Below are 13,203 nucleotides of genomic sequence, written 5' to 3'. Positions count from 1 at the left end.
GCCCCTTACTTCTTCTTCGCGCGCTGCTGCGCGGCGATGGTCTTGATACGGGCGATATCGCGGCGGGCTTCACGCAGCCGCGAGGTGTTTTCAAGTTGCCCGGTGGCGCGCTGGAAACGCAGATTGAAGCGCTCCTTCTTCAGATTGAGGACGGCATCGTCCATCTGATCCGGGCTCATGGCGCGGATATCGGCGGTTTTCATCTCGGCCATGACCACTTACTCCGCGATACGCGCGACGAAGCGCGTCTTGATCGGCAACTTGGCGGCGGCCAGCGACAGCGCTTCCTTGGCGGTCTGCACGGTCACCCCATCGATTTCGAAAATCACGCGGCCGGGTTTCACCCGCGCCACCCACAGTTCAGGCGTACCCTTGCCGGAGCCCATGCGGACTTCGGCGGGCTTCTTCGATACCGGCACATCCGGAAAGATACGGATCCAGACCCGCCCGGCACGCTTCATGTGACGGGTCAGCGCGCGGCGCGCGGCTTCGATCTGGCGCGCGGTGATCCGCTCCGGCGCCATTGCCTTCAGCCCGAACTGGCCGAACGACAACGTCGCTCCCGAAGTCGCAATGCCGTGGATACGGCCCTTATGCGCCTTCCGGAACTTGGTTTTCTTTGGTTGCATCATGGCTTTGCGCCTTCAAACCTTCTCTATTTCGCTCAAGCGGCGTCGCGACGCGGCCGTGAACTGTCGCCCTCGGCCATTTTCTTGTCCTGCGCCATCGGGTCGTGCTCGAGGATTTCGCCCTTGAAGATCCAGACCTTGACGCCGCAGGTGCCGAACGTGGTGAACGCGGTGGCCACGCCGTAATCGATATCCGCGCGCAGGGTATGCAGCGGCACGCGCCCTTCGCGATACCATTCCATGCGCGCGATTTCGGCGCCGCCGAGACGGCCCGAGCAGTTGATGCGAATGCCCTCGGCGCCAAGACGCATCGCCGACTGCACCGCGCGCTTCATGGCGCGGCGGAACGCGACGCGGCGCTCGAGCTGCTGCGCGATCGATTCGGCGACCAGCGTGGCGTCGAGCTCGGGCTTGCGGATTTCAACGATGTTGATGACGACGTCGGAAGCGGTGATGTCGGCGACGCGCTTGCGCAGCTTGTCGATGTCGGCGCCCTTCTTGCCGATCACGACGCCGGGACGCGCAGAGTGGATCGTCACGCGGCACTTCTTGTGCGGACGCTCGATCACGATCCTGGCGACCGCCGCCTGCTTCAATTCCTTGTGCAGCATCTCGCGGATTTTGACATCCTCGTGCAGCAGCTTGCCGTATTCGTTCTTGCCGGCGAACCAACGCGAATCCCACGTCCGGTTGATGCCCAGACGAAGTCCGATTGGATTGATTTTCTGACCCATCGTATTCTCCCGCGCCGATCAGGCGCTCGCCTCGGCCTCGACCTGACGAACCACGATCGTCAGTTGCGAGAACGGTTTAAAGACACGGCCCGAACGGCCACGGCCGCGCGGTGCGAAACGCTTCATCACGATGCCATTGCCGACATGCGCCTCGGCGACGACCAGATCGTCGACATCGAGGTCATGATTGTTCTCGGCGTTGGCAATCGCGGACTCCAGGCACTTCTTGACGTCAACCGCGATCCGCTTGCGCGAAAACTGCAGATCGGCAAGCGCGGCCGAAGCCTTCCTGCCGCGGATCAGTTGCGCGACAAGATTAAGCTTCTGCGGGCTGACCCGCAGCATGCGGGCGATCGCCTTGGCCTCGTTATCCGGGAGGCTCCGTTCGCGCTTTGGTTTGCTCATCGCCTGATCCTCAAGCCTTCTTGGCTTTCTTGTCGCCAGAATGGCCGTGGAAGGTACGGGTCGGCGAGAATTCGCCGAACTTGTGACCCACCATTTCCTCGTTGACCGATACCGGCACATGCTTCTGGCCGTTGTAGACGCCGAACACCAAACCGACGAACTGCGGCAGGATGGTCGAGCGGCGGCTCCAGATCTTGATCACGTCGTGACGGCCGGACGCGCGCGCGGCATCTGCCTTCTTGAGCAGAGAGCCTTCGACGAACGGGCCTTTCCAGACTGAACGAACCATGTCCGGCGTTCCTTACTTCTTCCGCTTGTGGCGGCTGATGAGAATGAATCTGTTGGTCGATTTGTTGGAGCGGGTCTTCTTGCCCTTGGTGGGCTTGCCCCACGGGGTCACCGGATGACGACCGCCGGAGGTGCGGCCTTCGCCGCCGCCGTGCGGATGATCTACTGGGTTCATGGAGACGCCGCGGTTATGAGGCTTGCGGCCGAGCCAGCGATTGCGACCGGCCTTGCCGATCGAGATGTTCATGTGATCCGGATTGGAGACCGCGCCGATGGTGCCGGTGCAGCGGCCGTGAACCAGGCGCTGCTCGCCGGAGTTCAGACGGATAATCACGTAGTCATGGTCGCGACCGACCAGCTGGGCGTAGGTGCCGGCGGAACGCGCCAGCTGGCCGCCCTTGCCGATCTTCAATTCCACGTTGTGGATGATGGTGCCGATCGGCATGTTGCCGAGCGGCATTACATTGCCCGGCTTCACGTCGACATAATTTCCGGCGACCACGGTGTCGCCGACGGCGAGGCGCTGCGGGGCCAGGATGTAGGATTGGGTGCCGTCGGAATATTTCAGCAAGGCGATAAACGCGGTGCGGTTCGGATCGTATTCGAGGCGCTCGACGGTCGCCGGCATGTCGACCTTGGTGCGCTTGAAGTCGACGATGCGGTAGGATTGCTTGTGACCGCCGCCGCGAAAGCGCACGACCATGCGGCCGGTATTGTTGCGGCCGCCGCTGGACTGCTTGCCCTCGGTCAACGCCTTGACCGGCTTGCCCTTGTAGAGTGCCGAACGATCGACCATCACCAATTGGCGCTGGCCGGGTGTCGTCGGATTGAATTTTTTCAATGCCATCGTGGTCTCGCTCTATAGCCCGGTGGTGACGTCGATGCGGTGGCCCTCTTCGAGGGTCACGATCGCGCGCTTCACGTCCGACTGGGAACCGAACTGGCCGCGGAACACCTTGGTCTTGCCCTTGCGCACCAGCGTGTTCACGCTCTTCACCTTGACGTCGAACAGCTTTTCGACGGCTTCCTTGATTTGCGGCTTGGTCGCCTTGCTCGCGACCTTGAACACCACCTTGTTGTGCTCGGAGGCAACCGTCGCCTTTTCGGTCACGACCGGAGCAACGATGATGTCGTAATGGCGCGGATCGATATTCTTCATTTGAAGCGCGCCTCCAACGCATCGAGCGCTGCCTTGGTCAGCACCAGCTTCTGGCGGCGCAGAATGTCATAGACGTTGATGCCCTGGACCGGCAGCACGTCGATGTTCGGGATGTTGCGGGCCGCGGTGGCAAAACCGTTGTGGACCTCGGCGCCGTCGATGATCAGCGCGTTGGTGAGACCGAGACCCGAGAAATGCCCGATCAGCGCCTTGGTCTTGGCGGCCTCGAGGGTCGCCGATTCAATCACGATCAGGCCGCCATCCCTGGCTTTGGCCGAGAGCGCATGGCGAAGCGCCAGCGCCCGAACCTTCTTCGGCAGCGCAAAGGCGTGCGAGCGCACCACCGGGCCGAACGCACGGCCGCCGCCGCGAAACTGCGGCACCCGGGCCGAGCCGTGACGCGCACCGCCGGTGCCCTTCTGCTTGTACATCTTCTTGCCGGTGCGCCAGACATCGGCGCGGCCCTGGGTCTTGTGGGTGCCGGCCTGACGCTTGGCGAGTTGCCAGTTGACGCAGCGCTGGATGATATCCTTGCGCGGCTCCAGGCCGAAAATGGCATCCGACAGCTGAACCGAGCCGGCCGCCTTGCCTTCGAGCGTTGTGACTTTCAGTTCCATCTCACGCGCTCCCCTGCTCGGCGGGCGCCTCAGCCGGTGCAGCCTGCTCGCCGCCGCCATCGGCCAGGCGGAACTTGCCAGGCTTCGGCGCGTCCTTCGGCAATTGCTTCTTGACGGCATCGCGCACCGCGATCCATCCGCCCTTGGAGCCGGGAACGGCGCCTTCGACGAGGATCAGGCCGCGGGCGACATCGGTCTGCACCACACGCAGGTTGAGCGTTGTGATGCGGTCGACGCCCATGTGGCCCGGCATCTTCTTGTTCTTGAAGGTCTTGCCGGGATCCTGCCGGCCGCCGGTCGAACCGATCGAACGATGCGAGACCGAGACGCCGTGGGTAGCGCGAAGGCCGCCGAAATTCCAGCGCTTGATGCCGCCGGCAAAGCCCTTGCCGACCGAGGTGCCGGTGACGTCGACGAACTGCCCGACCACGAAATGGTCGGCCTGAATTTCAGCGCCAACCGGGATCAGCGCGTCTTCCGACACGCGGAACTCGGTGACCTTGCGTTTCGGCTCGACCTTGGACACCGCGAACTGGCCGCGCTCTGCCTTCGGCAGATAGACGGTCTTGCGGGTGCCCGAACCGAGCTGCAAAGCGACGTAACCGTTCTTCTCGGTCGTGCGGTGACCCAGCACCTGGCAATTGCCAAGCTTCAGCACGGTCACGGGGATATGTTCGCCGGTCTCGGTAAAGACCCGCGTCATCCCGACCTTTTGTGCGACCACTCCGGAGCGCATCGGCGTGCTTCCTGTTCTTTCTGTCCGTTAACGTCGGACGGGAGCCAAAACTTTGTCTTCAGAGCTTGATTTCGACGTCGACACCGGCGGCCAGATCGAGCTTCATCAGGGCATCGACGGTCTGCGGGGTCGGATCGACAATATCGAGAAGGCGCTTGTGCGTGCGCATCTCGAATTGCTCGCGGCTCTTCTTGTCGACATGCGGCGAACGGTTGACGGTGAACTTCTCGATGCGGGTCGGCAGCGGAATCGGTCCGCGAACCTGTGCACCGGTACGTTTCGCCGTGTTCACGATCTCACGGGTCGACGAATCGAGGATTCGATGGTCGAACGCCTTGAGACGGATGCGAATATTCTGGCCGTTCATTGTGTCGATCTCTGTTGTGCTCTTCTGTTCGTCATTGCCGGGCTTGACCCGGCAATCCATCGATCTTCAGAAGAGTCCTGCGAAGAAGATGGATGCCCGGGTCAAGCCCGGGCATGACGACGGATAGTGTCCTTACTCAATAATGCTTGCGACGACGCCGGCACCGACGGTGCGGCCGCCTTCACGGATCGCGAAGCGCAGCTTTTCTTCCATCGCGATCGGCACGATCAGGTGCACTTCCATCGCGATGTTGTCGCCCGGCATCACCATCTCGGTGCCTTCGGGCAGATGCACGACGCCGGTCACGTCGGTGGTGCGGAAGTAGAACTGCGGCCGGTAGTTGGTGAAGAACGGGGTGTGACGGCCGCCCTCCTCCTTGGTCAGGATGTAAGCCTCGGCCTTGAACTTGGTGTGCGGCTTCACCGAACCCGGCTTGCACAACACCTGACCGCGCTCGACTTCCTCGCGCTTGGTGCCGCGCAGCAGCGCGCCGATGTTGTCGCCGGCCTGCCCCTGGTCGAGCAGCTTGCGGAACATCTCAACGCCGGTGACGATGGTCTTCTGGGTATCGCGCAGGCCGACGATCTCGATTTCCTCGCCGACCTTGATGACGCCGCGCTCGACGCGGCCGGTGACAACCGTACCGCGGCCCGAGATCGAGAACACGTCTTCGACCGGCATCAGGAACGGCTGGTCAATCGGACGCTCCGGCTGCGGAATGTAGCTGTCCACCGCCTTCATCAGTTCCAGGATCGCATCGTGGCCGAGCTTGGGGTCCTTGCCTTCGAGAGCGGCCAGCGCCGAGCCCTTGATGATCGGGATGGTGTCGCCCGGAAATTCATACTTCGAGAGCAATTCGCGGACTTCGAGCTCAACCAGCTCGAGCAGTTCCGGATCGTCGACCATGTCGCACTTGTTGAGGAACACCACGAGCGCGGGAACGCCGACCTGACGGGCCAGCAGGATGTGTTCGCGGGTCTGCGGCATCGGGCCGTCGGCCGCCGACACCACCAGGATGCCGCCGTCCATCTGCGCCGCGCCGGTGATCATGTTCTTCACATAGTCCGCGTGACCCGGACAATCGACGTGGGCGTAATGCCGGTTCGCGGTCTCGTATTCGACGTGCGCCGTCGAGATCGTGATGCCGCGCGCCTTCTCTTCCGGCGCCTTGTCGATCTGGTCGTATGCGGTGAACGTCGCGCCGCCGGTTTCCGCCAGCACCTTGGTGATCGCCGCTGTCAGCGATGTCTTGCCGTGGTCGACGTGACCGATGGTTCCGATGTTGCAATGCGGTTTAGTACGTTCAAACTTTGCTTTGGCCATTTGACTCTCCGTTCAGTCGTTAACTGCCGTCAACGACAATCAGGCAAACTTCTTCTGGACTTCCGCCGACACGTTTGCCGGCGCTTCCGCGTAGTGATCGAACTGCATGGTAAAGGTCGCGCGGCCCTGGCTCATCGAGCGCAGGTTATTCACGTAACCGAACATATTCATGAGCGGCACCATCGCATTGATGACGTTGGCGTTGCCGCGCATGTCTTGACCCTGGATCTGTCCGCGCCGCGAATTCAGGTCGCCGATGACCGAGCCGGTGTAGTCTTCCGGCGTCACCACCTCGACCTTCATGATCGGCTCGAGCAGGACCGACTTGCCCTTTTGCAGCGCTTCGCGGAAACAGGCGCGCGTTGCGATTTCGAAGGCCAGTGCCGAGGAGTCGACGTCATGATACTTGCCGTCGATGAGTTGCACCTTGACGTCCACCACCGGGAAGCCGGCGACCACGCCCGCGCCCAGCACCGACTCGATGCCCTTCTCGACACCCGGGATGTATTCCTTCGGCACCGTGCCGCCGACGATCTTGGACTCGAACTCGTAACCTTTTCCAGGCTCGTTCGGTTCGACGATAAGCGTAACGGCCGCGAACTGACCGGTACCGCCGGTCTGCTTCTTGTGGACGTAGCTCTGCTCCACGCGCTTGGTGACGCGCTCACGGAATGCCACCTGCGGCGCGCCGATATTGGCGTCGACCTTGTAGGTCCGGCGCAGGATGTCGACCTTGATGTCGAGATGGAGTTCGCCCATGCCCTTGAGAATGGTCTGGCCGGACTCCTGATCGGTCGAGACCCGGAACGACGGATCTTCCGCGGCAAGCTTCGCCAGCGCCACGCCGAGCTTTTCCTGGTCAGCCTTCGACTTCGGCTCGATCGCGATTTCAATCACCGGCTCGGGGAATTCCATCCTTTCCAGAATCACCGGCTTGTTCGCATCGCACAGCGTGTCGCCGGTGCGCGCTTCCTTGAGGCCCGCCAAAGCGACGATGTCGCCGGCAAAGGCTTCCTTGATGTCTTCGCGGTTGTTGGCATGCATCAGCAGCATGCGGCCGATCCGCTCCTTGCGGTCGCGGGTCGAATTGACGACGCCGGTGCCCGACAGCAGCGTGCCGGAATAGATGCGGCAGAAGGTGATGGTGCCGACGAACGGGTCGTCCATGATCTTGAACGCCAGCAGGGCCAGCGGTTCCTTGTCGTTCGGAAGCCGGACGACTTCGTTGCCGTCTTCATCGACGCCCTTGATGGCGGGCACGTCGACCGGCGACGGCAGATAGTCCACGACCGCGTCGAGCAGCGGCTGCACGCCCTTGTTTTTGAAGGCCGAGCCGCACAGCACCGGGAAGAACGCGCCGGTCAGCACCGCCTTGCGGATCATGCGCTTGAGCGTCGGTTCATCGGGCTCGTTGCCGTCGAGATAGGCGGCGAGAACGTCGTCGTCGAGCAGGACGGCGGCCTCAAGCAGTTTCTCGCGATATTCCTTGGCCTTCTCGACCATATCCTCGGGGATATCGATGTCCTTGAAGTTGGCGCCGAGCGCCTCGTCTTCCCAGACCACGCCCTTCATGCGGACGAGGTCGACCAGGCCCTTGAAGTTGTTCTCGGAGCCGATCGGCAGTTGAATCGCGATCGGCTTGGCGCCGAGGCGGTCAATGATGTCCTGCAGGCATTTGTAGAAGTCGGCGCCGGTCTTATCCATCTTGTTGGCGAACACGATGCGCGGAACTCTGTACTTGTCGCCCTGACGCCAGACGGTTTCGGTCTGCGGCTCAACGCCCTGGTTGCTGTCGAGCACGCAAACCGCGCCGTCGAGCACGCGCAGCGAACGCTCGACTTCGATGGTGAAGTCGACGTGGCCGGGGGTATCGATGATGTTGAGACGCTTGCCATTCCAGAATGCGGTGGTGGCGGCGGATGTGATGGTGATGCCACGCTCCTGCTCCTGCTCCATCCAGTCCATCGTCGCGGCACCTTCGTGCACTTCGCCGATTTTGTGGCTCTTGCCGGTGTAATACAGGATGCGCTCGGTGGTCGTGGTCTTGCCGGCATCGATATGCGCCATGATACCGAAGTTGCGGTAATCCTCTATGGCATGAACGCGGGGCATGGGATGTTCCTTAGATTCCGTTGTTTCGCCGTTACCAGCGATAATGCGAGAAGGCGCGGTTGGCTTCCGCCATCCGGTGCACATCTTCACGCTTCTTGACGGCATTCCCCCTGCCATTCGACGCGTCGAGCAGTTCGGCCGAGAGCCGCTCCGTCATCGTCTTTTCGTTGCGTTCGCGCGCCGCCGATATGATCCAGCGAATGCCGAGCGCCTGACGGCGCACCGAGCGGACTTCCACCGGCACCTGATAGGTGGCGCCACCGACGCGGCGCGAGCGCACTTCGATGGTCGGCATCACGTTTTCCAAAGCCTGCTCGAACACCGGCAGCGGGCCCTGCTTGGTCTTGGTCTCGATCATTTCGAGCGCGCCATACACGATGCTCTCGGCGGCGGACTTCTTGCCGTCGTACATGACCGAGTTCATGAATTTCGTGATGATGATGTTCCCGAATTTCGGATCCGGGTTCACTTCACGCTTTTCAGCAGAATGGCGACGAGACATCGATCTGTTCCCGATTACTTCGGACGTTTCGCGCCGTACTTCGAACGGCGCTGCTTGCGGTTCTTGACGCCCTGGGTATCGAGGACGCCGCGGAGAATGTGGTAGCGCACGCCGGGCAGATCCTTGACGCGGCCGCCGCGGATCATGACCACGGAGTGTTCCTGAAGGTTGTGGCCCTCACCCGGAATGTAGCCGATGACCTCGAAGCCGTTGGTCAGGCGCACCTTGGCGACCTTGCGGAGCGCCGAGTTCGGCTTCTTCGGGGTCGTGGTGTAGACGCGCGTGCAAACACCGCGCTTCTGCGGCGACTGCTGCAACGCCGGCACCTTCTTGCGCGACTTCTGCACAACGCGCGGACTTGCGATCAGCTGGTTGATCGTCGGCATGTCAGCCTTCACCCTTTAATTCGCGCGAAACCGGGAAACGGCTCCGCAAATTCCCGTCGGGACCAACGTCCCATTCCGTTGCCCCGCGCGAGTTGAACTCGCGCAAAGCGAAATCGCGCCAACTGCTCATCGCTGAGCGGAAAGCGCTTCGACGCCACAGAGGACCGCAATTGCAGATGATCAGCGTCGGCCGATCAGCCTGAAACCGAGGTCATGCATCCGAAATCAATCTCGAGAGAACTTGCTCAAGAGAAACAAAATCGTCCTGGCATTGCCTAGCTATAATCGACAGCGTTTGAGCGGCATTCGTCGAGGTTGGTGCCCGTCCAAAACCCTTAAGGGATTGAAAGGGTGATCCGTTCCGACTCTGGCGTCGCTCACCGCCTGTCGTTAAGTGCGCGGGTTCTATCGGCGCAGGGTGGCCAAGTCAAGGCAAAACCACTGCGATAGAAGCCCCTCTGGCGCCTGCAGAATCGGCCCTCCACGCGGGTTCGCCGGGCTCCCCAAACCGACGTTGCGGCAGGCCAAATCCAGATATTACCCGGATATTATTGCGGGCAACCCTGCCAGCCCATTTCCATTCCAATGCCACCCTTGAAGCTAAAGGTTTATTTGCCTTTCGCGGCGCAATGATAGGGCTTCGAAAGCCGGGGCTCGTCCATGAAATACACGGATGTCGCGATCATCGGCGGCGGGCTGGCCGGTTCGACAACTGCCGCCATGCTCGGGCGCGCCGGCATTTCGGCTGTTTTGATCGACCCGTACCCGCAGTATCCGCCGGATTTTCGCGTCGAAAAACTCAGCGGCGAGGTTCAGGTCGAACGCTTTCGCAAAACCGGCGTCGCCGAAGCGACGCTGCGCAGGGCCACCCACGACGGCGAGAACTGGATCGCGCGCTTCGGCTATCTGCTCGACAAAACGCCGAGCCAGCAATACGGCATCATGTACAACGCGCTGGTCAACAGCATCCGGGCCGAGATTCCGGCAAGCGTCGATTCGATCTACGCGAAGGCCGTGTCGATTTCGACCACTACCGATCGGCAAAAAGTCGTGCTGTCGAACGGCGAAGAGATTTCCGCCCGCCTTGTGGTGCTGACCGTCGGGTTGAACGTCGGCCTGCGTCGCCAGCTTGGAATCGAGCGCCGGCTGATCAGCGCCTGCCATTCGATTTCGATCGGATTCTACATGGCGCCGGTCGGCCGCCCCACCTTCGACTTTCCGGCGCTGACCTACTTCTCGGAACGGCCGAGCGACCGGTCAGGCTACCTGACGCTGTTTCCGATCGGAAACGCCATGCGCGCCAACCTGTTCGTCTATCGCCAGATCGACGATCCGTGGCTCCGGCAAATGCGCGACGCCCCCGTCGAGACCTTGAACGCCATGCTGCCGAGGCTTCGCAAGGTGATCGGCGATTTCGAGGTCACCGGCGACGTCAAGATCCGCCCGGTCGATCTCTATGTCAGTTCGGGCTATCGCCAGCCCGGCGTCATCCTGGTCGGCGACGCATTCGAGACCACCTGCCCGGTGACCGGGACCGGCACCGACAAGGTCTTCACCGACGTCGAGCGGCTCTGCAACGTCCACATACCCGCCTGGCTCGCGGCCGAGGGCATGGACGAAAGCAAGATCGCTGCGTTTTACGACGATCCGGTCAAGACGGCCTGCGACGCCTGGTCGGCCGCCAAAGCCTTCAACTTCCGCTCGGTATCGATCGAGACCGGCATCTACTGGCGGGCGCTGCGCTGGGCGCGTTTCCTGGCGCGGCTCGGTGAAGGCCTCTGGCGGCGCGCGCGCGAACGCCTCCACGCCGAGCCGAAATTCCGCGTTCAGTCCTCGTCATCATCGTCGTCGCTGTCGTCGTCCGCCTGATCGGCGGCGGCGTGCGGCGTGTGGCTCTGATCGTCCCAGAGCTTGCGATAGACGCCGTTGGCGGCGAGCAGCTTGGCATGCGAGCCGCGCTCGATCGCCTTGCCGCCCGATATCACGATGATCTCGTCCATCTCGACCACCGATGTCAGGCGGTGGGTCGAGAAGATCATGGTGCGGTTCTTGGCGACTTTCAAAAGCGTGCGGTTGATCGCAGCTTCCGTGGTCTGGTCGAGCGCCGAGGTCGCCTCGTCGAGCAGCAGGATCGACGGATCGCGCACGATGGCGCGCGCAATCGCAATGCGCTGGCGCTGGCCGCCCGACAGCGTATCGCCGCGCTCGCCGACCGAGGTGTCGTATTTCAGCGGCAGGCTCATGATGTAGCGGTGGATTTCGGCCTTGCGCGCCGCCTGCTCGACTTCTTCGTCGGTGGCGCCTTCCTTGCCGAGCCGGATGTTTTCCCGGATCGACATGTTGAACAGCATGTTCTCCTGGAACACCACCGCCATGCTCTTGCGCAGGGATTCGCGGGTGACGCGGCGAATATCGACGCCGTCGATGGTGACGCGCCCTTCGTCCGGCACATAAAGCCGAAGGATCAGATTGAGCAGCGTGCTCTTGCCGGAACCGCTGGGACCGACGATGGCGATGCTCTTGCCGACGTTGAGCTTGAGGCTGAAATTGTCGAGCACCGGCGTTGCGCTTCCCTCGTACTGGAAGGTCACGCGGTCGAAGGTGATGTCGTTGGTGATGCGCGGCAGATCGGGCGCGCCCGGACGATCGGCGCCGCGGGTCGGCTCATCCAGCAGTTCCTGGATGTGGCGCACCGCCGCCGCCGACTGGATCGACACCGGGATGAAATGCATGATGTGGGCGATGTTGTAGGACACCTCCCAGAACGCGCTTTCGAACGTCACGAAGGTCCCGATGGTGATCTGGCCCTTGGTGGCGAGATAGGCGCCGATCGCCAGCACCACGAGGTGCAGCAACAGCACGGAGATCGTGACCGTGCGCTCGACCATGGTCGACAGGAAGCCCGCGGACGCGATTTTCCGGCGCGCGTCGTCGTTGCGCATCGTGAACCAGCCCAGCGTCCGGCGCTGCAGGCTGAACGCCTTGACCACCGCCTGGGCCGCGACGTTTTCCTGCACCATGCCGAGTAGCGCGGATTCGTTGAGCTTCTGCTCGTAATTCGCCTGCACCGCCTTCGGCGTCAGGATTCGCGGACCGATCAGCGTGATCGGAAACACCAGTAGCGCCACCGCGGCGAGCTGCCAGTTCAGGAACAGCATCAGGACGATGCCGGCGATCAGTTCCGCGAACGGCAACGCCGCGCTGTTGGAAAAGCCCTTGACCGAGCCTTCGAAGGCCGAAAGGTCGATGGAAAAGCGCGACAGAATCTCGCCGCGCTTGGTGCGGGCGAAATAGGCCGACGGCAGGTTCTGGACATGCTCGAACAGCCGCGCGCGCACATCCGAGATCAGCGACGCCGAGAGCGTGGCGTCCCATCGTTCGTACCAGACCGCGACAATCGAGGTGAAGATGCCCGCTGCCCCCAGCACCGAGAGAATCCTCACCAGCGCCTCGAAATCCTCCTCGCCGAGCGCGTCGTCGATCAGGAATTTCAGGCTGAGCGGCATGATGACGTTGAACAGCGTCTCGACCAGGACGCCGAGGCCGACCAATGTCAGTATTTTCTTGTAGTTCTTCAGATACGGCTTGACGAACGCATAGATGGTCGCGAGCGCGCCGGCGGCTTCCTTGGCGGTGAAGACGACGAGGTCCTCCTCGTCCTCGTCGTCGTCAAGATCAATCTCGTCGTCATCATCGCCTTCGTCATCGGGCGGAGACGATGCGGCCGCCTTGCTACCGACGGCGCGATTTATAATATGCCCCGCAAGCGCATCGTCGAGCTCCGGCGCGGCGGAATCATCTACGGCGGCGGGGTTCTTGTGATCCGGCGGTGGAGGCTTGGACGCCATGAAACCAATCGATGCTGCACGGCCGGCATGACCGCAAGATTGAAGTTTATGCGATCAGAACGCGGCCGGCAAAGCAACTGCCAACCGCTTCCCTCCC

16 protein-coding genes are annotated in these 13,203 nt (G+C 62.2%); 1 reads left to right on the top strand and 15 read right to left on the bottom strand.

Translation table 11 applies throughout. The features are described from left to right. Window positions 1-5: 5 nt before the first annotated feature. The 14 genes from rpmC to rpsL all read right to left on the bottom strand — a co-directional run bounded on the left by rpmC (window position 6) and on the right by rpsL (window position 9,258). Entirely contained in the window at window positions 6-212 is a 207-nt protein-coding gene (gene rpmC / locus E7813_RS07635) for a 50S ribosomal protein L29 (RefSeq protein WP_029584556.1), read from the bottom strand. A gap of 6 nt (window positions 213-218) precedes the next feature. Beyond that, window positions 219-632, bottom strand: coding sequence for a 50S ribosomal protein L16 (gene rplP / locus E7813_RS07630; protein WP_291572447.1), 414 nt, complete (start codon window positions 630-632; stop codon window positions 219-221). 32 nt (window positions 633-664) lie between these two features. Next, window positions 665-1,363 carry a 30S ribosomal protein S3 gene (gene rpsC / locus E7813_RS07625; protein WP_291572445.1) on the bottom strand — a complete coding sequence of 233 codons (699 nt, stop codon included), beginning with the start codon at window positions 1,361-1,363 and terminating at the stop codon, window positions 665-667. A gap of 18 nt (window positions 1,364-1,381) precedes the next feature. Continuing rightward, window positions 1,382-1,768: a 50S ribosomal protein L22 gene (gene rplV, locus E7813_RS07620; protein WP_291557316.1), complete on the bottom strand. Its 387-nt coding sequence runs from the start codon at window positions 1,766-1,768 to the stop codon at window positions 1,382-1,384. A gap of 10 nt (window positions 1,769-1,778) precedes the next feature. Continuing rightward, on the bottom strand, window positions 1,779-2,057 hold the full coding sequence (gene rpsS / locus E7813_RS07615; RefSeq protein ID WP_027536815.1) for a 30S ribosomal protein S19: 279 nt from the start codon (window positions 2,055-2,057) through the stop codon (window positions 1,779-1,781). Window positions 2,058-2,069: 12 nt separating this feature from the next. After that, the gene (gene rplB / locus E7813_RS07610) at window positions 2,070-2,903 is read right to left on the bottom strand and encodes a 50S ribosomal protein L2 (protein ID WP_291572439.1); all 834 of its coding nucleotides are present in this window, start codon (window positions 2,901-2,903) and stop codon (window positions 2,070-2,072) included. A gap of 12 nt (window positions 2,904-2,915) precedes the next feature. Then, entirely contained in the window at window positions 2,916-3,215 is a 300-nt protein-coding gene (locus E7813_RS07605; RefSeq protein ID WP_079603856.1) for a 50S ribosomal protein L23, read from the bottom strand. Next, a complete protein-coding gene (gene rplD, locus E7813_RS07600) occupies window positions 3,212-3,832 on the bottom strand; it encodes a 50S ribosomal protein L4 (protein WP_291572435.1) in 621 nt (206 codons plus the stop codon). Before rplD ends, E7813_RS07605 begins: the two co-directional genes overlap by 4 nt. Window position 3,833: 1 nt before the next feature. Beyond that, the gene (gene rplC, locus E7813_RS07595) at window positions 3,834-4,568 is read right to left on the bottom strand and encodes a 50S ribosomal protein L3 (protein ID WP_291572434.1); all 735 of its coding nucleotides are present in this window, start codon (window positions 4,566-4,568) and stop codon (window positions 3,834-3,836) included. Window positions 4,569-4,626: 58 nt separating this feature from the next. Continuing rightward, complete coding sequence (gene rpsJ, locus E7813_RS07590) at window positions 4,627-4,935, bottom strand: 30S ribosomal protein S10 (protein WP_011473876.1); 309 nt, start codon at window positions 4,933-4,935, stop codon at window positions 4,627-4,629. Window positions 4,936-5,067: 132 nt separating this feature from the next. Further along, window positions 5,068-6,258 carry an elongation factor Tu gene (tuf, locus tag E7813_RS07585; protein WP_291572431.1) on the bottom strand — a complete coding sequence of 397 codons (1,191 nt, stop codon included), beginning with the start codon at window positions 6,256-6,258 and terminating at the stop codon, window positions 5,068-5,070. 39 nt (window positions 6,259-6,297) lie between these two features. Continuing rightward, window positions 6,298-8,370, bottom strand: a complete 2,073-nt coding sequence (gene fusA, locus E7813_RS07580; RefSeq protein ID WP_291572429.1) for an elongation factor G — start codon at window positions 8,368-8,370, stop codon at window positions 6,298-6,300. A 31-nt stretch (window positions 8,371-8,401) separates the two neighbouring features. Continuing rightward, on the bottom strand, window positions 8,402-8,872 hold the full coding sequence (gene rpsG, locus E7813_RS07575) for a 30S ribosomal protein S7 (protein ID WP_291572427.1): 471 nt from the start codon (window positions 8,870-8,872) through the stop codon (window positions 8,402-8,404). A 14-nt stretch (window positions 8,873-8,886) separates the two neighbouring features. Then, entirely contained in the window at window positions 8,887-9,258 is a 372-nt protein-coding gene (gene rpsL, locus E7813_RS07570) for a 30S ribosomal protein S12 (protein WP_011473880.1), read from the bottom strand. A gap of 660 nt (window positions 9,259-9,918) precedes the next feature. Between rpsL and E7813_RS07565 the strand changes: the two genes are divergently transcribed. Beyond that, window positions 9,919-11,127 carry an NAD(P)/FAD-dependent oxidoreductase gene (locus E7813_RS07565; protein WP_291572424.1) on the top strand — a complete coding sequence of 403 codons (1,209 nt, stop codon included), beginning with the start codon at window positions 9,919-9,921 and terminating at the stop codon, window positions 11,125-11,127. Here E7813_RS07565 and E7813_RS07560 read toward each other — a convergent pair. Then, window positions 11,085-13,106 carry an ABC transporter ATP-binding protein gene (locus E7813_RS07560; protein ID WP_291572422.1) on the bottom strand — a complete coding sequence of 674 codons (2,022 nt, stop codon included), beginning with the start codon at window positions 13,104-13,106 and terminating at the stop codon, window positions 11,085-11,087. The two genes, E7813_RS07565 and E7813_RS07560, sit on opposite strands and share 43 nt — an antisense overlap. Window positions 13,107-13,203 lie beyond the last annotated feature (97 nt).

It is taken from the genome of Bradyrhizobium sp. (assembly GCF_004799405.1).
In the GTDB taxonomy this organism is placed as follows: Bacteria; Pseudomonadota; Alphaproteobacteria; order Rhizobiales; family Xanthobacteraceae; genus Bradyrhizobium.
The sequence above is the reverse complement of the archived record's forward strand: the minus strand, read 5'-3'. Positions and strand labels throughout refer to the sequence as shown.

What these genes read in the sequence shown, in the direction of transcription:
- E7813_RS07565 (WP_291572424.1), top strand. Translation starts at nt 9,919, where the DNA reads ATGAAATACACGGATGTCGCGATCATCGGCGGCGGGCTGGCCGGTTCG.
- rpsL (WP_011473880.1), bottom strand. Translation starts at nt 9,258, where the DNA reads ATGCCGACGATCAACCAGCTGATCGCAAGTCCGCGCGTTGTGCAGAAG.
- rplD (WP_291572435.1), bottom strand. Translation starts at nt 3,832, where the DNA reads ATGGAACTGAAAGTCACAACGCTCGAAGGCAAGGCGGCCGGCTCGGTT.
- tuf (WP_291572431.1), bottom strand. Translation starts at nt 6,258, where the DNA reads ATGGCCAAAGCAAAGTTTGAACGTACTAAACCGCATTGCAACATCGGA.
- rplP (WP_291572447.1), bottom strand. Translation starts at nt 632, where the DNA reads ATGATGCAACCAAAGAAAACCAAGTTCCGGAAGGCGCATAAGGGCCGT.
- rplC (WP_291572434.1), bottom strand. Translation starts at nt 4,568, where the DNA reads ATGCGCTCCGGAGTGGTCGCACAAAAGGTCGGGATGACGCGGGTCTTT.
- rplV (WP_291557316.1), bottom strand. Translation starts at nt 1,768, where the DNA reads ATGAGCAAACCAAAGCGCGAACGGAGCCTCCCGGATAACGAGGCCAAG.
- rplB (WP_291572439.1), bottom strand. Translation starts at nt 2,903, where the DNA reads ATGGCATTGAAAAAATTCAATCCGACGACACCCGGCCAGCGCCAATTG.
- rpmC (WP_029584556.1), bottom strand. Translation starts at nt 212, where the DNA reads ATGGCCGAGATGAAAACCGCCGATATCCGCGCCATGAGCCCGGATCAG.
- rpsC (WP_291572445.1), bottom strand. Translation starts at nt 1,363, where the DNA reads ATGGGTCAGAAAATCAATCCAATCGGACTTCGTCTGGGCATCAACCGG.
- rpsJ (WP_011473876.1), bottom strand. Translation starts at nt 4,935, where the DNA reads ATGAACGGCCAGAATATTCGCATCCGTCTCAAGGCGTTCGACCATCGA.
- rpsG (WP_291572427.1), bottom strand. Translation starts at nt 8,872, where the DNA reads ATGTCTCGTCGCCATTCTGCTGAAAAGCGTGAAGTGAACCCGGATCCG.
- fusA (WP_291572429.1), bottom strand. Translation starts at nt 8,370, where the DNA reads ATGCCCCGCGTTCATGCCATAGAGGATTACCGCAACTTCGGTATCATG.
- E7813_RS07560 (WP_291572422.1), bottom strand. Translation starts at nt 13,106, where the DNA reads ATGGCGTCCAAGCCTCCACCGCCGGATCACAAGAACCCCGCCGCCGTA.
- E7813_RS07605 (WP_079603856.1), bottom strand. Translation starts at nt 3,215, where the DNA reads ATGAAGAATATCGATCCGCGCCATTACGACATCATCGTTGCTCCGGTC.
- rpsS (WP_027536815.1), bottom strand. Translation starts at nt 2,057, where the DNA reads ATGGTTCGTTCAGTCTGGAAAGGCCCGTTCGTCGAAGGCTCTCTGCTC.